The organism is Natronoarchaeum rubrum (assembly GCF_024494695.1).
In genome coordinates, this window is record NZ_JANHDP010000010.1 from 1 (window position 1) to 20897 (window position 20897).

The window sequence follows — 20897 nt, forward strand, 5'->3', positions numbered from 1 at the left end:
GCCGGCGACGATCTCGTCATCGAGTTCGGAACCGAAGAGGCGGACGTCGATCGCGAGTGGTTCGAGGAAGTGTTCGGCGCCGAGGAGGAGCTACCGGAGGGCGATATGCCGACGATCGCGCTGCTGAAGCCCGCCGACGAAACGCCGTTCGCGGAGTACGAGGAGCTGCCAGAAGACCAGCAATCACTCGACGAGGTGGGGCGATGAGCACGAAGTACGACACCGGCGGCGGTGTCACCACGCTGCCGCCGATGACGGGCCACGCCCGCGGGCGCTACGAGAAGCGCCTGCCCGACGACGCGGTCGAGCCCGAGGTGGCGTGGGATCGCGGCGAGGACATCCAGCACCCGGCCGTTGTCGAGACGTTCCACACTGATCCGCCGAAGCGCGTCCGCGTCTACCACCACAACCAGGAGTACCTCGTGGTGTTCATCGTCGGCAGCGACGGGCCGGACTTCGGCGACGAGTACGTCGCGACGGTCTACAACGGCCAGACGCACGAACACGGCCCCACGAGAGCGTATCTCTACTCGCACGGGCCGCACTACGTCGAGAACGATGTCGGTGGTTCGATATGATCCAGTCCGAAGATTTAGGGACCAGCGTTCCGAAGCGCGGAGTATCGACTAAGAACAAGTCAAACGCCAGTCCAGAATCCGACCGTGCTGACGACACGGTCGCAGACTGGCGTTTCCGCACCAGTACGATGACCTTCGCAAGCCAGCTTAATAGCAGTTACGACAGGAGTAGCGTATACCAGCCGCCGGTGTCGGTTTCCGGGGTGTTTGGCGCGTGAGTGACGAATGTTACTTTTGCGGTGAACAGGAGGCGCTCGACCAGCACCACATCGTCCCGAAACGACACGGCGGATCTGACCGGGACAAGAACCTCGTCACCGTCTGCCCGACCTGCCACCGGAAGCTCGAAATGCTGTACGACGACCAGTTCTACGCTGATCTGGGCGTCGAAGACGACCCGGAAACGGTCTACAACCGACAGGAGCCCACGCTTGATGTCGTGAAAGAGGCAGAGCAGCGGGGTGGGAGCGATGAGTGAGCAGTTTGAGAACATCCCGGACGAGCTCACGCAGCGTGATCAGTGGCTCTACTGGAACGCCTCCGCGGACAAGCCGCGCAAGCCACTCGCCTCGCCGGCGGCCGACTACGGCGCTGCGTGGTCCGACCCCGACGAGTGGATGTCGTTCGACGAGGTCGTCGACGGCGCCGGCATGGTCAGCGATGCCGGGATCGGATACGTAAACGCCAGCGACAACGACGACTACGCCCGCGGGCTGTACGGTGTGATCGACATGGACGGCTGCGTCAACGACGAGGGGCGGCCGAAAGAGTGGCTGCCGTCACTGCAGCCGTTCTTTGACCGTGACGCCTACATGGAGTTCTCGCCGTCGAGCGAAGGCATCCACATCCCGATCGCCGGCTTCGAGCCGCCGGAGTGGTGGACCGACCAGCACTTTAGCGATGACGAGCACGAGGGCGTCGAGGCGCTGACGAACAAGTTCTCGACGTTCACGGGTGACACGCTCAAGAACTCCGGCGAGGAGGTCGTCGACTACGGCGAGTGGGTCGACGAGTGGTTGCTCGAGGCCTACAAGGCGATCACCGGCGAGGATCCGTTCGACAACGAGACCGACGTCGACCCGGACGATGCGCCAGACGGATCGAGCGCCGGCCAGCCTGGCGATCGCGACGAGTGGATGGACGAAGATCTCGCGAAGGAGGCGCTGGACGAGATCAACCCCGACGTCTCCTACTCGACGTGGCGGGACATCGGGATGGCGTTGTCGAACCACTTCGGCGAATCTCGCGGCAAAGCGCTGTTCAGGCAGTGGTCGAACGGCGGGACGAAGTGGGACAGCGAGGCCGAGAAGCAGGCCGACCGGATCGTCAGCGACGCGGGCAACTACAACTACGACATCGGGACCCTCGTGTATCACGCCAGCCAGCACGGCTGGGACGCCTCCAGTGCGGCGCGGCAGGCCATGTCGGATGGCGGGACGAAGACCACCAGCGGAACGAGCGACACGGCGTCGCCCGAGACGACCACGAGCCCCGGCGACGACTGGTCGTTGGCGCCACATGACGTCATCAAGCTCGCGGTCGACGACCCGCTCCACACTCTCGGCTACGACGAGGATGGGCAGCTCACCGGCGGCATCCGAGACATCCGGACGCCCGAGAAGGCGCACTACGTCTGGGAGTTGGCGAAGAAGACGGACAACGACAACGTCCTCGCGCAGTTCAAGGGCCCGTTGTATAGCTACAACGACGGCGTCTGGCGTGACGACGGAAGGCAACGACTCCGTGAGATCGGCGGCCAGGGGCTTAACTCGGCGTTCTCGAAACGCGTCACGGCTGAGCTGGAAGAGCAGGTCCGGATGGACCGGACGAAGCAGCCAGAGGAGCTCGGGGCCCCCGATGGGACGATCGTCACCGAGAGCGGATTGCTCGACCTGCGCGACCTCGACGTCGAGCCTGTCAGACCCGACCACTACGCGCTCGCCAAGATCCCGACTGAGCACGATCCGGATGCGGAGTGCCCGCGCTGGGAGGAGTTCGTCGAGGAGAGCATCGACACCGAGGTCGAGCGCAAGAAGCTCCAGGAATACGCCGGGTACACTCTCTGGCATCACTCGCAGGACTTCGGGAAGGCGATGTTCTTCGTCGGCCCGACTGACTCCGGTAAAGGCACGGCGCTGAAGGCCATCAAGCAAGTGATCGGTGGCGACAACGTCGCCGCGGAGAGCCTGCACGAACTGATCCAGACGCGCTGGGGGGCTGCGCAGCTGTTCGGCAACATCGTCAACATCCGAAACGAGGTGACCCCCAGCGGCCTGAGCAACATCCAGAAGTTCAAGGAACTCACCGGCGGCGAGGACGAGATCAGCGCCGAGTTCAAGGGCAAAACCAAGTTCAATTTCGTCGTCACGCAGAAGTTCATGTTCAGCACGAACGAAGTGCCCACTGTCGAGAACGCTGACGAGGCGTTCTACAACCGGCTGCTGTTCGTCCGCTTCCCGAACACGGTCCCGCCGGAGGACCAGGACAAGGACCTCCTCGACAAGCTGGCTGACGAGCGGTCCGGGATGCTCAACTGGATGCTCGAGGGGCTGAACCGGCTGCTGGATCAGGGGCAGTTCACCGGCGAGCGCTCGATCAACGGCAAGAAGGAGATCTGCGACGCGTTCGGGGGCGTGCTCGACCGGTTCACCCACCACTGTCTCATGGTCACCGGCAACAAGGAGGACACGGTCAAGAAAGCCGACCTCCACGAGCTCGCGCAGGCCTACGCCGACGACATCGACAAAGAGCCCGAATGGGATACGCAGAGCGGCTTCTCCCGTAAGATGGGCAACCAGCGGAGCATCTCTGCCGGCCAGAAGAAAATCGACGGCAAGAACCACAAGGTGTTCAAGGGCGTTCGCGTGAAGCCCGAGGTCGTCTACCAGTTCAACAAGGACATCATCGCCACCAGCGGGACGTCTGACGACACCCGGAACACCGGGCTGGGAAGTTACGACGGGGTCGACCTCCGGCCTGGCTATGACAGTACGAACCCGATCGGCGGTGACGGTAGCAGCGACGACAGCGATGACGAGCGCGGCGACGATGACGAGACCTCGATTCGGGACGAGCCGCTCGCTCCGATCATCATCCAGTACGTCCGCGATCACCAACCTGGCCGCGAAGGCGTTCCCCACAGTGAGGTCCTCGAGGCGCTCGTCGATCGCGGCGCCAAGGAGAGCCGAGCCGAACAGTGGCTCGACAAGTGCCTCAAGCGCGGCGACATCCACGAACCAGTCGACGGTCACTACCGCGTCTGACCGCTGCTATTTTCCTATTTCCGCCGCAGAACCCTTGAGATGCTCCTGTAACGGCCGTAACGGCCCCGTAACCCCCACCCGTTACCGTAGATTCCCGACGCCGTCTTGTGGTTTTGTTGGGCGGGTAACGGTGTAACGGTTATTCTGATATCTAACGCAGGCGGGCACACACGCATACGCACACGCGCACACACGCCCCCAATCCGAGACAAACCGTTACTCCGTTACCGCCGGAGAGAGCCGAGTTTTCGGCAGTGCCCACGCGCGCGTACGCGGATAGCTTTTAGTAGCTGGAGATGTTACGTTACCACAACACCACAGCGCCAGCGTGGCGTCTATTCTCGACCTGGGCGCGTTCACAGCGCGCCGGGTACCCATAGCCATGAGCACAACCACACACCCCGACGGCGACGTCCAGATCTACGAGTGCGCCTACTGCGGCGGCGATCGCCGGGCGTCGGCGTCGGTCGCCGGCTCGTTCTGCTCGATCGAGTGCCACCGGGCGCACAAGCGAGCGAAGCGCGCCGGCGAGATCTTCGAGCTCGTCGAGCACGACCACCGGTTCTGCCGGACGTGCTTCGCGCAACTCAAGGAGGTCTCGAAGCCGGCGCGGACGCTGGTGATCCCGCCGTCGCTGCATGACGAGGACTGGGGCAACGCGTCGGACGTCCTGGTCGGCTACCAGTACCGGACCGAGCACGCGGAGACGGGCGAGATCTCGATGGACGTCGACGCCGAGGGCGACCGGGCGATCGTCGAGGACGGCGTCGCGATGGGGACGATCTGCGAGTGCGGCGCGACGGATCACCGCGACGACGAGCCGGCGATCCGCGAGTCGATGCCCGCCGGCCGCCTGGTACTGCAGCTGGCCGCCGCGGCCGAGACGCTGCGCCAGGAGGGCAAGCACGACGTCGACTACGACGCGGAGCACCTCGGCGTCGCGATGGACGACGGCGCCGACGTCGTCGACGCGCTCGAGGAGGCGGTGATCCTCGATGACTGACGACGACCCCTCGAAGTGTGACAGTTGCGGCCGGACGCTGACTGTCGCCCTGTTCTGCGACTGGTGTGATGACGATGACTGACGTCAAGTGTCGGGCCTGCGGCCACGTCCGCGAGACGACGGAGCCGAACCCGACGCTCGTCGCGTGTGTCGAGTGCGGATCGCACCGTCTCGACTACGTCAACAAATCGGAGGACTGCCATGTCTGACGGCGATATTGAACAGGAAGCGATCGTCAGAACTTGCCCCGGGTGCGGCTCAGAGATGGACGTGTCTGACGGCCCGTACATCTACATCGGCTACCATCTCCGCCCCGATGCCGGCGGGTTCTGCTGTTCAGCCGCCTGCGCTCACGACGTGATCGACGACCGTTCAATGGAACCGGGCGGTGATCAATCGTGATCTGCTCGGTTTGTCAGACGCCGATCTCTGGCACGCCACGGCGCACGGTCGGCGGCGAGCCGGCGCACTCGGACTGCCTCGAGGACGACGGCGACGACATCACGCCGGGCGACGTCGAGGGCGCTCGCGAGGAGCTCTTGGACGACGATCGCCTGGATGATGCGAGCGAGGAGTACGCGGCGGGCTGGATCGACGCCGCGATCGCGTTCGATCGTCTGCTGACCGATCCGGAGCACGGCGCCGAGGACGACGCGGCTTACGGAGTTACTGACTGATCATGTCGGAGACGCCTGACCTGACCCAACGGCTTGAGGAGTACCTGGATGCACTACCAGCTGAGTCCTACACCGAGTGGGGCGACAAGGTCGGCGTCGCGGGGACGTCCGCGGAGTCGGCGAAGGATCGGCTCAACGAGTGCGCCGGCGTCGACGTCCAGAAGGTCGACGGCGAGTGGTGCAACGTGGCCGGCGATCGCGACGTCCAGGCCGGCGTCGGCGATGGCGAGGACGATGACGACGGGCCGGACCCGGACGACCTGACGGGCCGCGAGGAGTACATCGTTCGGGAGCTTCAGCAGGGCGTCGAGCTTGACGACCTGGCTGACGATCTCGACGAGCGCGAGTCGGTCGTCCGGACGCACCTGGACGACCTCGAGGATCAGGGGTGGCGGATCTGCCACGACGAGGACGCGGGCCTGTTCGAGATCGAGGGCGACCACACGCTGCGGTCGTCTGAGCACAAGGGCACACGGACGCGGAAGGCAAACCGTTGGTGGGAGGTCCGACACAACGCGCTCGAACGGCAGTGGAAGCGCCTCGACCCGGCGGACGTCTCGCTGGTTGCGGAGCCCGGCAACGAGGACTGGGTGACGCACATGACCGACCTCCACGCCGGCGACGTCGTCCGCGACTACGCTGGCGAGCTGGTCTACGAGACCGAGGACATCCCGACGGTCGTCGAGTACATCACGGAGCAGTCGCTCAGTCTGGCGAGCAAGCACAACGCCGACTACGACACGGCGCACCTGCTCTACGGCGGCGACATGGTCACGAACGAGGCGATCTACAAGGGGCAGTTCGAGGACCTCGACGCGTGGCTTGACGAGCAGGCCGACGTTATCCAGCAGGCGCTGATCGAGCAGATCATCACGTTCAGCGAGCACTTCGACGCGGTCAACGTCGTCTGCCAGATCGGCAATCACGGCGTCAACCGCGCGGACGGGACGTCGAAGCACAACAACGCGGACCTCCTCGTCTACAAGGCGATCCGGAATTTCATACACAAGAGCCAGGAGCACTGGGGCCGCCTCGATAACGTCCGGATGAAGATCGGCGAGGCGCGACCGTACACGCCGGTCGAACTCCGCGGCGGCAAGCTTCACGGGCACCTTCGTCACGGCCAGGATCGGAAGCCGCAGGCCGAGACGAGTGCCCGACTCAAGGAGTGGCTATCGACGCTTTTGGATACGATCAACAGCTCCTGGGGTTCGTTCGACGTCGCCTGGATGGGCCACCATCACGTCAGCGGCAACATCCCGTGGAACGGCCCGCCGATTATCGTCTCCGGCTCGCCGAAGCCGGGCGGCGACTACGTCGAGAAGCTCGGCGTCAAGGGCGCGGCGACGCAGCCCCAGGAGATCGCGCACTGCCACGGCGTGTCAGATGAGGGTATCACCAGCATCTGGCCGATCGACACACGCCACTACGAACGATGAGACCTCATACTCGCGAGCCGAGCGTGCTCCAGACCTGCCCAGCGTGCGGTACGCTCTGGCAGGATGGCAACGACCGGCCATGCAACTGTGACCTTTCAGACCCATGAACGATCCAACCGTACTCAGCAAGCTGCTGCGCCTGGCGAAGCAAGCCGGCGCTCCCAGCGAAGACACATACGACCGTGACGGCGGGTTTTCGTACCACGCGGAGACGCACGCCGCTGGCGTCGGGTTCGGCGTCGGCGTCGTGGCGATGACGATCGGCGAGATGCGCTACGTGTCGGCACTGCTCGCGATCGCGTTCGGCGCGAACCGCGGCCCGAAGCTGTCGAGCGCGAAGATCGTCGAGGACATCCGGCAGGAACCGCACTACGCGCTGGGCGGGCTGGCGCTCGGGCTACTGCTCGGGGCTCTGATCTCACGATGACGGCGTCGAGTGAAAGCGGAGGAAACGATGCACCATGAGCTTGAAACAGCCCTCGAGCCACCGCCCTTGGTACTGCATCGACGGCCTGGTCGAGGAGTACCGCGAAGTCGCAAAAGGCGACGGTGATCTCAAGATGCTGAAGACGCTCAAGATCATCCGCAGCATCCTGGTCATCGTCGCCATCTCGGCTATTTCGCTCTACGCTCTTTACCTTGGCGCTGACGCGACCGTCGTCGCGGCGTTCAGCCTGCCGTCGCTGGCGGGCTACGCCGGTGCCGAGGCGGCCGACTACGCCGCACTCGTCCAGGGGTTTCTGGAGGCCAAACAGAGCGAGGACAACTCATGATGCGAGCGGAGGACCCCAGCGCGGCGCGGACGTTCGACGCCGACGGCGTCCGTGTGTTCGTCGTCGCGCCGAGCAAGCTGGCGATGTACGACAGCGATAACGACTCGGCTTGGCTGGCCGCCGATCAGCCGACTGACCTGCGAGACTGGCGATAACCATGGCGAAGGAACTCACTTTCGAGAACGGCGAGGTCCGAGATGCACCGCCCGACGAATCCGAGGACGACGTCGACGAGGACGACGGATGAATCCGTTCATCGAACTGTACCGCGACCCGGTCGCCACGCTGACGGCGCTCGCGTACGCGCTGACGCTGTTGACGCTGCTGGTGATCACGCTCGCGGGGACCTGGCGTAACGCGATCTGGCTGGCTACCCGCTGGAAGCGCCAGCGGCCGAACGAGTGGGAGTACATCCCGCCGACGTGGTGGCTGGTCCGCTTGGCGGCGATCCCGGCGGTCCTCGCGGTCGACGCCTGGGCCATGGCGGCCCTCATCTGGCTGGTGTTTTAACCCATGACTGACGATACTGACCTCTGCGGCTACGAGAAGGACGACGGGGAGCCCTGCGGGCTTCCGGCGTCGAAGTCGGATGGTCGTTGCCATCACCACACGGACGACGACGTCGAGCGAGCCCGTGGCGGCCGGCCGACGAAACTGGAGCAGAACCCGGAGCTGTACGACGAGATCATGGCCGCCGCCGAGGAGGGGCTGACTTACGAGGGGATCGCGCGCGTCGCCGGCATCGGCCGCTCGACGCTCGATGACTGGCGCCGGGAGTACGACGAGTTCAGCGCGAGGCTCGAGCAGAAGCGCTCGGTCGGCGAGCGCGAGCTGGTACAGGACGCCGACCCCGAGTTCATCCTGGAGCGGTCGTACGACTACACGAAGGAGCAGGAGATCGAGCACACCGGCGACGGCTTCGATCTCTCGCTGTCGGCCGACGAGAAAGAGCACCTCGACGAACTGTTCGACGTCGACCCGCAGGAGACCGACACCGACGAATGACCTACGAATGTGAGTGCGGCTGGAAGTTCGTAGGAAGCGATGATACCGAGCAACTTCTGGCACGAATAGACCACGTCAAGGAACACCACACATCAGACGTCGAGCAGGAGTTCCACGGCGACAACCTCGATCTCATCGAGATCGTTCACGAGGCTCTTCACCTGATCGACGATGATGACCTCGACGGCTGGTACACGTCGCAGATAGAGAGGATGCGGACTGATGCGGACGAGATCATCAAGTACCAAGGATAACCATGGAGATCGACCCGTCGGCGCTGGCCGAACACAACCCGCTGGCACACCCCGCCGTGGCGAGTGTTCGACTGTTCGACTTCTCGACCCCTCCGGGCGATCACCTGCTGGAGTTCTACAACTCTCTCTGGCGGGCGTGTGATCCGGACTTTCCACACGCGCCGACGCGGATCGCCCGGCTCATGCCCCGCGGCCACGGCAAGACCGAGGGCGCCGGCGTCGTGTTTCCGACGTGGGTGGTGCTCTCGCACCCGGACGTCCGCGTGGCGGTTATCTCGAAGACGAAGGGGCTGGCCGCCGAGCGAACGGAGAAGGCGGTCGAGTACATCGAGCGCTACGCGCCGCAGTTCGACATCGAGGTGACCGACTCGTCGCGCACCCAGCTGACGACGGCGTCGAACGACCACAAGGAGGCGACGATCTCGCCGTACGGCCTCGAGTCCCAGTTGACGGGGAAGCACTTCGATGCCGTTATCTACGACGACATCGCCGACTGGGACAACCAGCGGACGGAGACGCAGCGGCGGAACGTCCGGAACTACTTCGGCGACTACGTCGACAACCTGCCGAGCAACGACTCGGTCCTCCCGAATGGGCCGGTCCAGGCGGTGATCGGGACGCGCAAGCACCCGCAAGACATCTACGAGACGAACATCCTGAACTCGGCGACGTGGGACGTCGGAGTGTATACGGCGATCCACGAGGCCGACTGGCCGGTCGTCGAGACGCGCGACTGGCAGGTGCGCGGTGACGATGGCGAGATCTACGACTCGATCGCCGACCTGCCGCCGGACGTGACGCTCGCGAACAACGGCGTCCTTCCGAACCGCGACGTCGACGTCCTCTGGCCGGAGTTCCAACCGCCCGAGGCGCTGCTGTACGACATCGTCGACGGCGACGACTCGACGGCAGTGTGGCAGCGCGAGAACCAGCAGGATCCCAACGCACTCGCCGGCGAGGTGTTCAAAACGGACTGGCTGATCTACGAGGACGGCCTGCCGACTGACGAGAACGGCGAGGAGATCCCGCTTCGGTGGGTCGCCGGCCTGGACATCGGGCTCGTCGAGGACCCGCAGAAGGCCGCCGAGCAGGATAGCGACTACACGGCGCTGGCGGTCGTCGGCGTCGACCCGCGCAACCAGCGGGCGTACCTCGACGCGCTGCCGCGCAAGCGTGGTCTCTCCGTCTCCGGTATCGTCGACTGGACGGAGGACCAACTGGCCGACTACGACGTCGACAAGCTCCTGGTCGAGCAGAACGCTGGGCGCGGACCGGGGCAGCGGCTCCGCGATACGACGTCAATCCCGACGGAGAACGTCTCCTCAAGCGGTAGCAAGGAGGGTCGGATCCACAGCCTGTCGGCTGACTTCGAGAGCGGCACTCTCCGGATCCACGGTGACGCGACCAACCAGCCTTGGCGTGGCTTCGAGCAGAACGAGTGGCTGCAGTTCCCGACCGGCGCCCACGACGACCGCCTCGACGCGATCGAGCTCGCGATGCGCGCGGTCGCGTTCGGCAACGTGCCGGCGGCGACCGCATCGCTCGACGAGGGTGGCTACACGCCCGCCGGCGAGGACATCACCGCCGAGTCACGCGAGTTCAAGGAGAGCGACGTCGGCCAGGCAATTCACCAGATCGCCGAGCAGCAGCGAGGTAGCTTTCGATGAGCACGAACCCCGGCGGCATCCCACATCCGGAGCCGACGCAGTTCCAGGCGCCGGGGCGTGGAGATCCGACAGATATCCGTGCGCCGCTGGATATGGAGTCGTTCAACTCGTCGAACGTCCACTCGGCACTCTACGACTTCGGTACGGAGGACCTCTACGTCCGCTACGACCGGACGGGCCCGGACGCGATCTACGCGTACCGGTTCGTCCCGGCGTCGGAGTGGGACGGGCTCGCGAGCGCGGGCTCGGCGGGCTCGTACATCAACGAGAACATCGCGTACGGCTATCCGTACGAGCTGCTGACGAAAGGCGACTTCCCGCAGATGGGCCGCGGGCTTGAGAACGACCTGGCCCGGCGGTTCGTGACACAGTTTTAGACAACCATGGGTATCTTCGACGACGCAACTCGAGAGTACGCGGATCGCCTCAACAGCGACGGTGAGCGTGACTCCGAGACGACAATCGGCGCCGAGTCCATCACGATCGCGGACTCGGACACGCAACAGACCACCGAGGACACGTGGCTCTCGGGCAAGAAAAAGTACGGCTGGCCGCGGGGCCGCGAGGCGTACGAGGCACGACAGATCCAGCAGACGTGGGCGATGGAGGTTATCACCAACGGAATTGTCGACCAGCTACTCGGTGGCGAGCTCGCCGCTGAGAACGAGGGCGACGATGACCTCACTGGCCCCGCGGCTGATCTCTGGAATGTTATTCGGGATGTCCTCAAGGGCCCGCACCTGATGGACGACACGCTGGACGACCTGATCTCGGCGGCCGTCGCCGACATGGTCGGCCCGGGCAACGCCTACTGGGATATGCTGCCGGCCGAGAACGCCTCAATCCCGGTAGCGGCGCTCAAGCCGGTCGACGCGCTGACGGTCCGACACAACTACGACGAGAACGGCAACCCGAAGGATCCGGCGTACTGGCAGGCGGCAGGCGCGTTCGGCGGCGCCGGCAACATGAACATGGGCAACGTCAGCCCGACGCCGCTCACCAAAGACGACATCGTCGCGATGCGCTATCCCGGCTCGCGGCGGTCGTTCCGCGTCTACCCGCAGTCGCCGGCGATGCAGGTCAAGAAGACGCTGGAGCTGCTCGCGAACTCGACGTCGCACCACAACCGGTTTTATAACGACGACGAGATCCCCGCCGGCTTCGTCCAGATCATGGGCGCGTCGGACAACTCGGTCAGCAAGATCCAGGACAAGATCCAGGCCGCAGCGGGCGACCCGCGCTCGGTCGAGGTGATCGGCGGCGAGGGCGCTGCGCAGTGGATCGAGATGGGCGGCACGGCGATCAACCTCAACGTGATTGAGGAGCAGAAGTGGTTCCTCCAGCTCTGCCTCGCGGCGTTCGGTCTCGGGAAAGCGGAGATCGGCATGATCGAAGACGTCAACCGCGCCAACGGAGACGTCGAGGCCTCGCGAGTCTTCAAGCGCGTCACCGGCCCGTTTGCAAAGGAGTTTTCCAGAGCGTTCGGGCACATCGCCGACCAGTTTGAGGTTTACCGACAACTCGACCGGCCGTTCGACATCCGGCTCCGGTTCAGCGACCCGCGCGAAGAGCGCGCGCGTGAAGAGCGCCTGCTCAAGATGTACGAAGCGGGCGGGCTGACGCGCCGGGAGTGGTACCAGCGGCGTGGTGACGGGGACGTTGCGGAGGGCGACATGACGGTCGAGATAAACGGCCAAGAGGTCGACTACGGCGCCTTGCCGAAAGATGTCCTCGACCACAAGCTGCGGTCGCTCCGCGGTGACACGCCGGAGGATCAGGCCGAGGATCAGGCCGAAGACATGCCCAGCGAGGACGAGTAGATGGCTCGAGGCAGCTTCTCGCTCCGCCGGCTCACGGAGTACCTGGACGAGGGCCGCGAGGCCTTCGGCCGGCCATTGTCGCTCGGGACGACCAACGAGGCCGACCTCGCGGGCCACTATCCCTACAACCCCGAGCGCTTTCGCGTGTTCGTCAACGGCGAGCGGCAGCTGCTCCAGTACGGATCCGTCGCTGAGTACGAGGACGTCGTCGACGGGCATCGCCTCAAGCCCCAGTCGGCAGGCGACGTCGTCACGATGGAAACGGCGGAGATGTACCGCTACGTCGTCCAGTACGTCGTCGAGTGGTCGGCGGCCCTGCAACTCTCCCAGCAACTGCAGGCTGGCGAGGCGTTGATCTTCGGCTACGGTGATGCGGACCTCGCGAACAGCGCCGACGACTTCCCAGGCCCGGCAGCAGACGGCTGGTTCTGGCACTGGCACAGCGGCCTCGACGCCAACGAGGTCCGGCTGGCGGAGTATCGAAACGGGACGACTGTCGACGAGACGGTTGTCGAACTCGAGAAGGACGTCACGGTCTGGAAGCGCCTGGCGGGCGAGACGAACTGGTACAACGTCGGCAACACGCGGTTCGTCGAGACCTACACCGGGACGTACGACGACGTCGAGTCGTCCCAGCGCAACGACACTGTCGCCCGGACGTCGGTCGACGACGGCAAGGGCCCGCAGACGGCCAACAAGCAGGTCCAACTGAGCATAAAGGCGGAAGCCGGCGCCGGGTCGCTCGAGGCGGAGCTCGGCAGTGTCGGCGTGCGGACGCTGGGCGACGTCGGGGCGATCACCCGCGAGAAGACGTACTCGTTCACGGCATCGGTGTCGGCGACCGGGACGTGGGTGCCGATCGCCGCCCTGCGGATCGACCCAGACCGCGACATCGTCAACGTCCAGGTGAAGAATACGGACGTCACCGAGTTCGGCGGCGATGGCGATGTCACCGTGATGCCGATGGCGGTTGACCCGCAGAACGCGCTGACGGACGGCGGATCGCAGCCAACAGACTGGTCGGCGCCGGTCGAGTTGAACCCGACGAACTCGGTGGTCGAGACGAGCGCGTCTGTGGACCAGATCCCCGACGCGACCGGAACGGTCAGCACGTCGGCCGCCGATCCGGGCGGCTACCAACTCGGCTTTGGATCCCGATACAGCAGCGGGACGGGCTCGAAGACGACGGTGTCCTCGGGCTCGGCGACGCGGAAGCGGGAGATCTCCTCGCGCGACGTCTGTGTGTTCCTCGCGAACGCCTCGGTCGCCGGCGATGTGACGGTCGAGGTCATCACCGAGCAGGACTGGTAACGACACTCCCCGATGACCCCGCCCTGCCGTGGGCGCGGGACGAAAGGGCACCATCACCACGGCAATGCTTTTCACGAGGATCTGACAGACATGACTGACCACGACGACGTCGCACAGCGCGCCTACCACAGCCCCGACCCCGACCGGGTCGAGGTCCGGGATGTCGACGACCCCGAAGACGGAGTGATGACGATCCGGATGCCGATCTCGTCGACGGCCGAGGCTCGCGACGGCAAGGCGTTCGACCGCCGCCGGCTCGAGGGCTGGGCCGAGCAGATCCGCGAGGGCACGGTCGGCGCGTTCCTCGACCACGGCCGAAACCCGGACGTTGCGGGCTCGCGCTACAGCTCGACCGGCAAGGTCGGCTATCTGGACGAGCCCGAGCTCGTCGAGCGCGACGACGGCGAGACGGATCTCGTTGTCGACAACGTCCTGATGGACCCCGAAACGATGCCGTCGGCGACGGGCGGCCTTCGGGAGGCCCTCGCCCGGATCAAGTCCCAGGTCGAGCGCGACATCCCGCTGACCGCATCGGTGGGCTGGAGCGACGACACGGGCGACCGGGACCTGCCCGGCGACTCGGACCTTCTCGAAAACTCGCTGGTCGGCATCCCGAGCGACCCCTCGGCGAGTAGCCACGACGCGGCGGTCGCCCAGGCCCGCGACGTGCTCGCGGACCACGACCTCGACGAGGAGCAGGCCGAGCAGTTGGTCGCGGACTTCCGCGCCGTGGTGGTGGGGTCCGACACACGCAGCGACAGCAGCAGCATGAGCAACGACGACGACCCCGGCGGGGACGCCGGCACGACTGACGACGAACAGAGCTTCTCGTTCGAGCGGGCGGTGAGCGAGAACGAACCCCTTGGCGACGTTGTAGAGCGCCACGGCCCCGATGAGTTTGCGGAGTCGTTCCGCGACTGGTATCGCTGGCTCAAGCGCAACAACGACGACGCCGAGGACCCCGACCGTTCGGCCGACGCGGAGCAGTTCCGCGACTTCATGCGCGAACAGACGGAGCAGCAGACCGAGATCCTCCGCACGCTCGCCGATTCCCTCCGCGAAGACGACGAGGACGACGATGAGGACGAGGAGGAGGAGGAGGAGGAGGAGAGCGACGACGGCGAGGACGACGAGGACGAAGACGACGAGGAGAACAGCGCCGACGCCGACGACGAGCGCACCGTCACCATCGACGGCGAGGAGATGACCGCCGACGAGGCGGTCGAGACCCTTCGCGACGACGTCGACGGCGCCGAGCCTGAGACGCCCGGCGACGATGACGACGAGCGCGACGACGAACCGGCTGACGAGCGCACCAGCGATCCCAAGGAGCTCCTGTAAACCATGAGCGCAACTGACAACACCCCGTACGACGACCTGCAGACTGACCGCGACATCGCGGCCCGACTCGCAACGCCCACCGAAGACAACGCCCGGACGATCTACGACACGCTGCTGCGTGCGTTCGGCCTCCCCGAGGTTCCGATCGAGCGCGGCCGCGTCGGCGTGCCGATCAGTCATCTCCAGGACAAGCTGCTCGACAGCCACCGCGAGCACGAGGACGATCCCGACGCCGAGACGCGTGCCGAGAGCCAGTTCGGCCACCGCTCGCCGTTCGCGGCGGCGGCCGCGGCCGGCACCGGCTACGACGACCTCAGCGACGACGACCGCATCGGCGCCGTCGAGGACATGAGCGAGCGCGCGGCGATCGACCAGACGGTCGTCGGCGCCGCCTCGCCGGTCGCGGTCGACCCGCAGCTGATCGACGTCCAGCGCAGCGCCGCGCCGGTCCTGAGCGTCATCACGTCGCAGGCCCAGGCCGGGTTCGAGGCGAAGTACAACGTCATCTCCGACCGGAACGAGCCGATCGGGATGGTCTCCGAGGCCGACGCCGCCGGGGACATCTCCTCGCTCTCGGAGGGCGACTTCACTCTCTCGACGGAGAGCAAGGACATGAAGATCTACCTCGACCAGGCCCGCATCAGCGACTTCTCGCAGCGCGCCGAGGACACGCTGGGCTACATGGACCTGGGCGAGACCACGCTCGGCCAGCGCACGATCGCGCACGCGCTGTTCAAGGCCAAGCAGATCTTCTACGGCGACCCGAGCGTCAGCGCCGGCGACAACTCGATCGAGGACTCGAACGCCTACGAGGGCATGGCGGCGATCTACGACGCCGCCGGCAACTCGATCGACAAGTCGACGACGTCGAGCGGGTTCCTCGAGGACATGCTCGACGAGGTCACCACGCAGGTCACCAACACCGGCCTGATGTGGGACGCCGCGCGCTACCTCGTCAGCCCGCAGTTCTACAACGCGATCTACGACGAGGTCACGCCGACCATCCGCCTCGACGGCTACGACGCCGATGTCGAGTACGGGCCGCAGGGCCTCGCGATCGGCACCGAGCAGGGCACCGTCCAGATCACGCCCTGTGACAACATCCGGAGCTACTCCGGCCTCACCGGCGTCGGTGCGAACTCTGACGTCGGCGACGTCTTCCTGATCGACGAGCGCGCCATGCAGTTCCGCCAGCTGGCGCCCTTCTCGACCGTCCCGCTGGGCCGCACCGGCCTCGCGGACAAGGTCGCGATGTTCGAGTACGGCACCCTCGTGGACAAGGCCCACGGCGAGCACGGCCTCTGGCTGCAGGGCTACGACATCTGAGGTGACCCATGACGCACAGCACTCAGAGCGTCGAGCGTGAGAGCGGCGGGTCGACGGCGGTCGTGTTCCACACGATCGACGTCACGTCGCTCGACAGCGCCGGCGCCGAAACCTACGATCCGAGCACCGAGGTCGGGCTCGACACCGACCACACCGGCGGCATCTCCGTCGTCGGCCAGGAGGACGCGACGAATCTCGTCCGCTGGGACCACATCAACGAACAGCTCGCAGTCGTCGCCGTCGCCGACGGGACCGACGTCACCAGCGGCACGGACGTCGGCGAGGTCCGGCTCAAGGTCGAGGGGATCTGAGCCATGCGCGTCGAGCACCCACGCGCCGGTGACGGGCCGGGCACGCCGCCGGCGGCGGTCGGCGTCAACGGCGAGGCCGTCCCGGTCGACGAAGACGGCACGTTCGCGGTGCCCGACGACGCGCACTCGTGGCTCGGCCGCTTCGCTGCGGCCTACGACGCCTCGGTTGACGACCTCGTCGCTGGCGAGCGGTGTGATGTCGTGATGAGCAACGACGAGGTCTGCGGACGCGAACTACCGTGTCCGTACCACAACGACGACGAAGGCGAGGAGGAGTAACCCATGCCCACTGGCTACTGTACTGTCGACGACGTCCGCCGGACGCTCCAAGAGACTGGGTTCACCGGCGCGCTCGGCGAGGACTCCAACCAGGCGGTCGTTAACAAGATCGCCAGCCAGACGCCGTGGCTGCGGTCGAAGACAAGCCGGCACTGGTACGAGCCCGGCGGCGTCACTGGCGACACGCAGGACCTCGTCCCGACCGCTCCGCGAACGCATGGGCCCGAGGAGGGCGACATCCCGTCGACGCCGCACCCGCAGCACTCGACGCTGTTCGACGCCGACCGTGGCCGCTATCCGCTGCGGATGGTCGGCCCCTACACTCGGATCCGGCTCGACAAGCACTACGTCGACACGCTCACCAAGCTCGAGGTCCGCGACGCCGGCGGGTCATACACGGACTGGATCGCTGACAGCACCAAGCAGGAGGGCGAAGACTACCGGCTCTACGTCGAGCCAGGGACGACGTCCAGCCCGTCCTACATCGACCTCCGCGTGAGTTCGCTGCCGGCGCTGCGCCACTACGACGGCGCCGTGCGCGTCACCTACGACTACGGCGCCGAAGGGCTCTCGCGGACCATCCGTGAAGCGGTCGCGATGCGGACGGCCGCCGAACTGCTCGCGCCGGACGACGAGGCGAATCTCGGCATCCCCGAGAACGCCAACCTGCAGACGATCGAGACGAAAGTCCAGGCGCTCGAACGGCAGGCCGAGGAGAAGCTGGAGCCCTACCTATGAGCGCCAGCGACACCAGAGCCGCGGCGTCGTTTTCCGTCTCGGGCCCTGAACCCGCGCTCGACGACGCCGAACGCCGGCTCGTCGGCGAGTCTCGGCCGCTCGTCTACCAAGCGATGCGGATCTCGCACGGGACGCTCCGCTCGTACGCGTCGCGGACCGACTACGACGTCGAGGCGATCGTCGACTCGTTCGAGCAGCCGGAGATCTCCCGCTCGGACACGGAGCTGACCGTGACCTGGGCGTGGGATCACCCGGCGGCCGTTTTTATGAACAATGGCACCAGCGATCACACGATCCACGGCGACCCTGTCCTCTCGTTTATCTGGGAGGACCCGCCGGCGGACGCTCGCGAGCGGTGGCCCGAGGAGGGCGATGGCGTGCGCGTGTTCACGGACGAGGTCAGCGTCTCGGGGCTACCCGAGTCGCGGTTCGTCCAGGCCGGCCTCAACTGGCTCCGGCAGGAGGTGAGCTAACCGATGGTTCAGGACGAAGTGACGTGGGTCCTTCAGACGATCAAGTCCAACTGGCCTGGGTCCTCGTTCCCCAGCACCCTCGCGCGGATCAACCGCGACGAGCCGGAGATCCTCGAAACCGACGATCGAAAGCGCTCGCTTGAACTGGAGGAGTGGAACGCGATCGGCGCGTCGCTGGCTGACCGCCAGTCCTCGCCCATCGGAACGGAATACGACAAGCGCGTCGAGACGACGATCTCCTGCCGGCTCGAGGGACTCCACGCCGACGAGTGGGGCCAGGTCGATTCAGCGGCGGAGTTCGAGCAGTTGGTCCGGTACGTCCAGCACGCGCTCGACATCGAGCGGTCCTATCCGACTGTCAACGACGTCGACTCGGACGACATCGGCTCGGTCGCGTACCACACGCTGGTTGTTGAGAACGAGACCGACCTGAGCGACGACAACAAGGATTACTTCCGGCGCGACTGGGACGTGCGGCTGATCGGCTACGCATCCCTACCCTGAGAGTGATACAACCATGATTCGATACGACACTAACGGAGGAACAGCATGACGGGCGGGGGAGCGGCGTCTCTCGCGTTCGGCAAAGAGCAGAGCTTCAAGGGCTCGCTGGTCGACAGCGACTCCGACAGCAACCCGGACTACTGGCAGTTCGGGCGCGACGCCAGCGTCACCGAGCTCGAACTCGACCGGGCGCTCCAAGAGCTGACCGAAGCCGACGAGGCCGAGTACGTCGAGTCGGTCGCGGGCAACCTCGAGGGCGCGTTCGCTGTCGAGGCCGTGATCTCCTCGGATGTCCACGGCGACGTGGAGGATCTCGTCTTCAACGACGGCGGCACGGGCTTCACGCCCGGTCGTGCGGCGAGCGGCCGCGTCTTCGCCGGGATCAACTACCTCGACGGGACTGCCGAGCGCGAACTGATCGGCTGTGTCCCGCTCGACTACTCGGTCAGCTACGAGCAGGGCGAACCGGTCTCGTACACGCTCTCGATGGCCTACGCTGACGAGAAGCTCGACACGTCGATCACGCCGTCGTCGATCAACTCGGTCAGTGACGGCACGTCGGCGATGTTCCACGGCGTCACGCTCGACATCGACGGGACGACCGTGACGAAACTGCAGTCGGCCGAGCTCTCGATCAGCAACATCAGCCGGTTCCAGTGGGGCGCCAGCCACACGGCGGTCGACGCCGTCCTCGCGCGGCCCCAGACCGAGCTGACCGTCGACGCGATCCTCACCGGCCCGAGCCGCACCGAACTCGCGTACGGCAGCGCCGATGCGACCGAGACGGCGGCCCGGATGAACAGCGTCTCGGCGTCGTTCGATGTCGCCGTCGACGGCACGAGCGTCTCGGCGTACAACCTGCCGAAGGTCAAGCCGAACACGCACTCGTGGAACGACCTGATCACGGACGGCGACACGGACACAACCGACTCGACGACGTTCAACGTCAACGGCGGGGTGACCGTCGCGTAACCCATGCCTCTCAGAACTGAAACCTATGACTTCGACGAGGAGGAGCAGCGCCTCGAAGACAAACTCGACGAGCTGGACGACGTCCTCGACGACGTCGACGACGCCGACATCCGGCAGCGCTTCGAGAACGAGCGGCCGCAACTGCGGGCGCATCTCGAGGGCGTCCGCTGGGCCCGTGACGAGGCGTACGACGCCGAGTACGCGCCCATGTGGGACGCCGACGTCGACGCCGTCACGTTCGGCGGCCTGACTGGCGGCGAGTTCGGTGCCCTCGAGGACGACGTCGGCGAGCACGGCGGCGGCAGCGGCGCCGTCCGCGTCTACCAGGTCGCCAAGGGCACGGTCGAGGCGCCCTACGTCGACGACAGCATGGGTGACGACGAGCGCATCGGCACGGTGTCGCAGCTGCCGGTCGCCTATCTCAAGTGGGCTCGGGACCGCATCGACGCCCTGACTGGTGTCGGGGGAAACGGAGAGATGAGCTTCAGAGCGCTCTACGAGGAGATCGTCGAGAACTCTCAGTAGACGCTCGCGCTGATCTGCTCATCGGCGTCGCCGGTGTCTGTGGCATCTCGCCCCGTGAGGCACGGCAGTGCTCGGTGCGCGATCTGGAGCTGATCGAGATCGTCGCCCAGCGGCTGTACGGCGTCAGCGAGTGACGTTTGACAGTAGTTTTAACATATCTCACAATCGAGTTGAAGGCATGGGACTTGATGAGCTATCGACGGAACAGCAACTCGGCTTAGTCGGGGCTGCTGCGATCGTCGTCGGGGCGTTCCTGCCGTGGCTCGAGGCGTCGATCGCTGGCACCACGATCACCAGAACCGGCATCAACCACGATGGCATTGTCACGCTGGCCCTCGGCTTCGCCGCGATCGTCGTGATCGCGTTTGCCGAGTGGCGCGATGCGATCAAAGGACTCATGCTCGCACTCGGCGGCCTCGTCTCTGCGATGGCGGCCGTCTATATCGCCGATCCGCTGATCTTCGGCTATGAAGGCCCCGAAGCACAGCGCCAACTCGCCGAATCCACGATCAGTGCGGGATCCGGTCTCTACGTCACGCTGCTCGGCGGTTTGCTGCTGGTATTTGCCAGCGCGATTGCACTGAACGACTCGCTAACGGGCGACTTCGCGGCGCCGGCGACCGACGTCGACGAATAGC

At 65.7% G+C, this 20897-nt stretch carries 28 protein-coding genes and 1 pseudogene; all 29 read left to right on the forward strand.

The genetic code is table 11. From position 1 onward, the window contains the following. Nucleotides 1-207 (forward strand): annotated as a pseudogene (locus tag NO931_RS19805) (hypothetical protein); the annotation flags it as partial. Continuing rightward, nucleotides 204-578 carry a hypothetical protein gene (locus tag NO931_RS19810; RefSeq protein WP_256394091.1) on the forward strand — a complete coding sequence of 125 codons (375 nt, stop codon included), beginning with the start codon at nucleotides 204-206 and terminating at the stop codon, nucleotides 576-578. The pseudogene NO931_RS19805 and the gene NO931_RS19810, both read left to right, overlap by 4 nt. A 214-nt stretch (nucleotides 579-792) precedes the next feature. Beyond that, a complete protein-coding gene (locus tag NO931_RS19815) occupies nucleotides 793-1056 on the forward strand; it encodes an HNH endonuclease (RefSeq protein ID WP_256394092.1) in 264 nt (87 codons plus the stop codon). Continuing rightward, entirely contained in the window at nucleotides 1049-3841 is a 2793-nt protein-coding gene (locus NO931_RS19820; protein ID WP_256394093.1) for a phage/plasmid primase, P4 family, read from the forward strand. The genes NO931_RS19815 and NO931_RS19820 overlap by 8 nt, the downstream gene beginning before the upstream one ends. Before the next feature lie 382 nt (nucleotides 3842-4223). Then, entirely contained in the window at nucleotides 4224-4844 is a 621-nt protein-coding gene (locus tag NO931_RS19825; protein WP_256394094.1) for a hypothetical protein, read from the forward strand. 74 nt (nucleotides 4845-4918) lie between these two features. Beyond that, nucleotides 4919-5053 carry a hypothetical protein gene (locus NO931_RS19830; protein WP_256394095.1) on the forward strand — a complete coding sequence of 45 codons (135 nt, stop codon included), beginning with the start codon at nucleotides 4919-4921 and terminating at the stop codon, nucleotides 5051-5053. Continuing rightward, nucleotides 5046-5246, forward strand: a complete 201-nt coding sequence (locus NO931_RS19835; RefSeq protein ID WP_256394096.1) for a hypothetical protein — start codon at nucleotides 5046-5048, stop codon at nucleotides 5244-5246. The genes NO931_RS19830 and NO931_RS19835 overlap by 8 nt, the downstream gene beginning before the upstream one ends. Continuing rightward, nucleotides 5243-5521: a hypothetical protein gene (locus NO931_RS19840; RefSeq protein ID WP_256394097.1), complete on the forward strand. Its 279-nt coding sequence runs from the start codon at nucleotides 5243-5245 to the stop codon at nucleotides 5519-5521. The genes NO931_RS19835 and NO931_RS19840 overlap by 4 nt, the downstream gene beginning before the upstream one ends. Nucleotides 5522-5523: 2 nt before the next feature. Continuing rightward, on the forward strand, nucleotides 5524-6960 hold the full coding sequence (locus NO931_RS19845; RefSeq protein WP_256394098.1) for a hypothetical protein: 1437 nt from the start codon (nucleotides 5524-5526) through the stop codon (nucleotides 6958-6960). Between the two features lie 103 nt (nucleotides 6961-7063). Beyond that, nucleotides 7064-7387 carry a hypothetical protein gene (locus NO931_RS19850; protein ID WP_256394099.1) on the forward strand — a complete coding sequence of 108 codons (324 nt, stop codon included), beginning with the start codon at nucleotides 7064-7066 and terminating at the stop codon, nucleotides 7385-7387. A 34-nt stretch (nucleotides 7388-7421) separates the two neighbouring features. Then, nucleotides 7422-7733: a hypothetical protein gene (locus NO931_RS19855; protein WP_256394100.1), complete on the forward strand. Its 312-nt coding sequence runs from the start codon at nucleotides 7422-7424 to the stop codon at nucleotides 7731-7733. Then, complete coding sequence (locus tag NO931_RS19860; protein WP_256394101.1) at nucleotides 7730-7888, forward strand: hypothetical protein; 159 nt, start codon at nucleotides 7730-7732, stop codon at nucleotides 7886-7888. Before NO931_RS19855 ends, NO931_RS19860 begins: the two co-directional genes overlap by 4 nt. 88 nt (nucleotides 7889-7976) lie before the next feature. Continuing rightward, entirely contained in the window at nucleotides 7977-8243 is a 267-nt protein-coding gene (locus NO931_RS19865; protein ID WP_256394102.1) for a hypothetical protein, read from the forward strand. Between the two features lie 3 nt (nucleotides 8244-8246). Next, nucleotides 8247-8738 carry a helix-turn-helix domain-containing protein gene (locus NO931_RS19870; protein ID WP_256394103.1) on the forward strand — a complete coding sequence of 164 codons (492 nt, stop codon included), beginning with the start codon at nucleotides 8247-8249 and terminating at the stop codon, nucleotides 8736-8738. Further along, nucleotides 8735-8992: a hypothetical protein gene (locus NO931_RS19875; RefSeq protein ID WP_256394104.1), complete on the forward strand. Its 258-nt coding sequence runs from the start codon at nucleotides 8735-8737 to the stop codon at nucleotides 8990-8992. Before NO931_RS19870 ends, NO931_RS19875 begins: the two co-directional genes overlap by 4 nt. A gap of 2 nt (nucleotides 8993-8994) precedes the next feature. Continuing rightward, nucleotides 8995-10659, forward strand: coding sequence for a terminase large subunit domain-containing protein (locus tag NO931_RS19880; RefSeq protein WP_256394105.1), 1665 nt, complete (start codon nucleotides 8995-8997; stop codon nucleotides 10657-10659). Next, on the forward strand, nucleotides 10656-11036 hold the full coding sequence (locus tag NO931_RS19885) for a KTSC domain-containing protein (protein ID WP_256394106.1): 381 nt from the start codon (nucleotides 10656-10658) through the stop codon (nucleotides 11034-11036). Before NO931_RS19880 ends, NO931_RS19885 begins: the two co-directional genes overlap by 4 nt. A 6-nt stretch (nucleotides 11037-11042) precedes the next feature. Further along, nucleotides 11043-12479, forward strand: coding sequence for a phage portal protein (locus NO931_RS19890; RefSeq protein WP_256394107.1), 1437 nt, complete (start codon nucleotides 11043-11045; stop codon nucleotides 12477-12479). Further along, nucleotides 12480-13790, forward strand: coding sequence for a hypothetical protein (locus NO931_RS19895; RefSeq protein ID WP_256394108.1), 1311 nt, complete (start codon nucleotides 12480-12482; stop codon nucleotides 13788-13790). A gap of 90 nt (nucleotides 13791-13880) precedes the next feature. After that, a complete protein-coding gene (locus NO931_RS19900; RefSeq protein WP_256394109.1) occupies nucleotides 13881-15131 on the forward strand; it encodes a hypothetical protein in 1251 nt (416 codons plus the stop codon). A 3-nt stretch (nucleotides 15132-15134) separates the two neighbouring features. Beyond that, entirely contained in the window at nucleotides 15135-16457 is a 1323-nt protein-coding gene (locus NO931_RS19905) for an SU10 major capsid protein (RefSeq protein ID WP_256394110.1), read from the forward strand. An 8-nt stretch (nucleotides 16458-16465) separates the two neighbouring features. Further along, nucleotides 16466-16768 carry a hypothetical protein gene (locus NO931_RS19910; protein ID WP_256394111.1) on the forward strand — a complete coding sequence of 101 codons (303 nt, stop codon included), beginning with the start codon at nucleotides 16466-16468 and terminating at the stop codon, nucleotides 16766-16768. A gap of 3 nt (nucleotides 16769-16771) precedes the next feature. Further along, the gene (locus tag NO931_RS19915; protein ID WP_256394112.1) at nucleotides 16772-17047 is read left to right on the forward strand and encodes a hypothetical protein; all 276 of its coding nucleotides are present in this window, start codon (nucleotides 16772-16774) and stop codon (nucleotides 17045-17047) included. Nucleotides 17048-17050: 3 nt separating this feature from the next. Beyond that, entirely contained in the window at nucleotides 17051-17785 is a 735-nt protein-coding gene (locus NO931_RS19920; protein ID WP_256394113.1) for a hypothetical protein, read from the forward strand. Further along, nucleotides 17782-18258, forward strand: a complete 477-nt coding sequence (locus NO931_RS19925; RefSeq protein ID WP_256394114.1) for a hypothetical protein — start codon at nucleotides 17782-17784, stop codon at nucleotides 18256-18258. Before NO931_RS19920 ends, NO931_RS19925 begins: the two co-directional genes overlap by 4 nt. A 3-nt stretch (nucleotides 18259-18261) precedes the next feature. Beyond that, nucleotides 18262-18762: a hypothetical protein gene (locus tag NO931_RS19930; protein ID WP_256394115.1), complete on the forward strand. Its 501-nt coding sequence runs from the start codon at nucleotides 18262-18264 to the stop codon at nucleotides 18760-18762. Between the two features lie 45 nt (nucleotides 18763-18807). Continuing rightward, entirely contained in the window at nucleotides 18808-19734 is a 927-nt protein-coding gene (locus tag NO931_RS19935; RefSeq protein WP_256394116.1) for a phage tail tube protein, read from the forward strand. Between the two features lie 3 nt (nucleotides 19735-19737). Beyond that, a complete protein-coding gene (locus tag NO931_RS19940; RefSeq protein ID WP_256394117.1) occupies nucleotides 19738-20259 on the forward strand; it encodes a hypothetical protein in 522 nt (173 codons plus the stop codon). A 178-nt stretch (nucleotides 20260-20437) separates the two neighbouring features. Then, nucleotides 20438-20896: a hypothetical protein gene (locus tag NO931_RS19945; protein ID WP_256394118.1), complete on the forward strand. Its 459-nt coding sequence runs from the start codon at nucleotides 20438-20440 to the stop codon at nucleotides 20894-20896. Nucleotide 20897 lies beyond the last annotated feature (1 nt).

What these genes read in the sequence shown, in the direction of transcription:
- NO931_RS19810 (WP_256394091.1), top strand. Translation starts at nt 204, where the DNA reads ATGAGCACGAAGTACGACACCGGCGGCGGTGTCACCACGCTGCCGCCG.
- NO931_RS19820 (WP_256394093.1), top strand. Translation starts at nt 1,049, where the DNA reads ATGAGTGAGCAGTTTGAGAACATCCCGGACGAGCTCACGCAGCGTGAT.
- NO931_RS19825 (WP_256394094.1), top strand. Translation starts at nt 4,224, where the DNA reads ATGAGCACAACCACACACCCCGACGGCGACGTCCAGATCTACGAGTGC.
- NO931_RS19830 (WP_256394095.1), top strand. Translation starts at nt 4,919, where the DNA reads ATGACTGACGTCAAGTGTCGGGCCTGCGGCCACGTCCGCGAGACGACG.
- NO931_RS19835 (WP_256394096.1), top strand. Translation starts at nt 5,046, where the DNA reads ATGTCTGACGGCGATATTGAACAGGAAGCGATCGTCAGAACTTGCCCC.
- NO931_RS19845 (WP_256394098.1), top strand. Translation starts at nt 5,524, where the DNA reads ATGTCGGAGACGCCTGACCTGACCCAACGGCTTGAGGAGTACCTGGAT.
- NO931_RS19850 (WP_256394099.1), top strand. Translation starts at nt 7,064, where the DNA reads ATGAACGATCCAACCGTACTCAGCAAGCTGCTGCGCCTGGCGAAGCAA.
- NO931_RS19855 (WP_256394100.1), top strand. Translation starts at nt 7,422, where the DNA reads ATGAGCTTGAAACAGCCCTCGAGCCACCGCCCTTGGTACTGCATCGAC.
- NO931_RS19860 (WP_256394101.1), top strand. Translation starts at nt 7,730, where the DNA reads ATGATGCGAGCGGAGGACCCCAGCGCGGCGCGGACGTTCGACGCCGAC.
- NO931_RS19865 (WP_256394102.1), top strand. Translation starts at nt 7,977, where the DNA reads ATGAATCCGTTCATCGAACTGTACCGCGACCCGGTCGCCACGCTGACG.
- NO931_RS19870 (WP_256394103.1), top strand. Translation starts at nt 8,247, where the DNA reads ATGACTGACGATACTGACCTCTGCGGCTACGAGAAGGACGACGGGGAG.
- NO931_RS19875 (WP_256394104.1), top strand. Translation starts at nt 8,735, where the DNA reads ATGACCTACGAATGTGAGTGCGGCTGGAAGTTCGTAGGAAGCGATGAT.
- NO931_RS19880 (WP_256394105.1), top strand. Translation starts at nt 8,995, where the DNA reads ATGGAGATCGACCCGTCGGCGCTGGCCGAACACAACCCGCTGGCACAC.
- NO931_RS19885 (WP_256394106.1), top strand. Translation starts at nt 10,656, where the DNA reads ATGAGCACGAACCCCGGCGGCATCCCACATCCGGAGCCGACGCAGTTC.
- NO931_RS19890 (WP_256394107.1), top strand. Translation starts at nt 11,043, where the DNA reads ATGGGTATCTTCGACGACGCAACTCGAGAGTACGCGGATCGCCTCAAC.
- NO931_RS19895 (WP_256394108.1), top strand. Translation starts at nt 12,480, where the DNA reads ATGGCTCGAGGCAGCTTCTCGCTCCGCCGGCTCACGGAGTACCTGGAC.
- NO931_RS19900 (WP_256394109.1), top strand. Translation starts at nt 13,881, where the DNA reads ATGACTGACCACGACGACGTCGCACAGCGCGCCTACCACAGCCCCGAC.
- NO931_RS19905 (WP_256394110.1), top strand. Translation starts at nt 15,135, where the DNA reads ATGAGCGCAACTGACAACACCCCGTACGACGACCTGCAGACTGACCGC.
- NO931_RS19910 (WP_256394111.1), top strand. Translation starts at nt 16,466, where the DNA reads ATGACGCACAGCACTCAGAGCGTCGAGCGTGAGAGCGGCGGGTCGACG.
- NO931_RS19915 (WP_256394112.1), top strand. Translation starts at nt 16,772, where the DNA reads ATGCGCGTCGAGCACCCACGCGCCGGTGACGGGCCGGGCACGCCGCCG.
- NO931_RS19920 (WP_256394113.1), top strand. Translation starts at nt 17,051, where the DNA reads ATGCCCACTGGCTACTGTACTGTCGACGACGTCCGCCGGACGCTCCAA.
- NO931_RS19925 (WP_256394114.1), top strand. Translation starts at nt 17,782, where the DNA reads ATGAGCGCCAGCGACACCAGAGCCGCGGCGTCGTTTTCCGTCTCGGGC.
- NO931_RS19930 (WP_256394115.1), top strand. Translation starts at nt 18,262, where the DNA reads ATGGTTCAGGACGAAGTGACGTGGGTCCTTCAGACGATCAAGTCCAAC.
- NO931_RS19935 (WP_256394116.1), top strand. Translation starts at nt 18,808, where the DNA reads ATGACGGGCGGGGGAGCGGCGTCTCTCGCGTTCGGCAAAGAGCAGAGC.
- NO931_RS19940 (WP_256394117.1), top strand. Translation starts at nt 19,738, where the DNA reads ATGCCTCTCAGAACTGAAACCTATGACTTCGACGAGGAGGAGCAGCGC.
- NO931_RS19945 (WP_256394118.1), top strand. Translation starts at nt 20,438, where the DNA reads ATGGGACTTGATGAGCTATCGACGGAACAGCAACTCGGCTTAGTCGGG.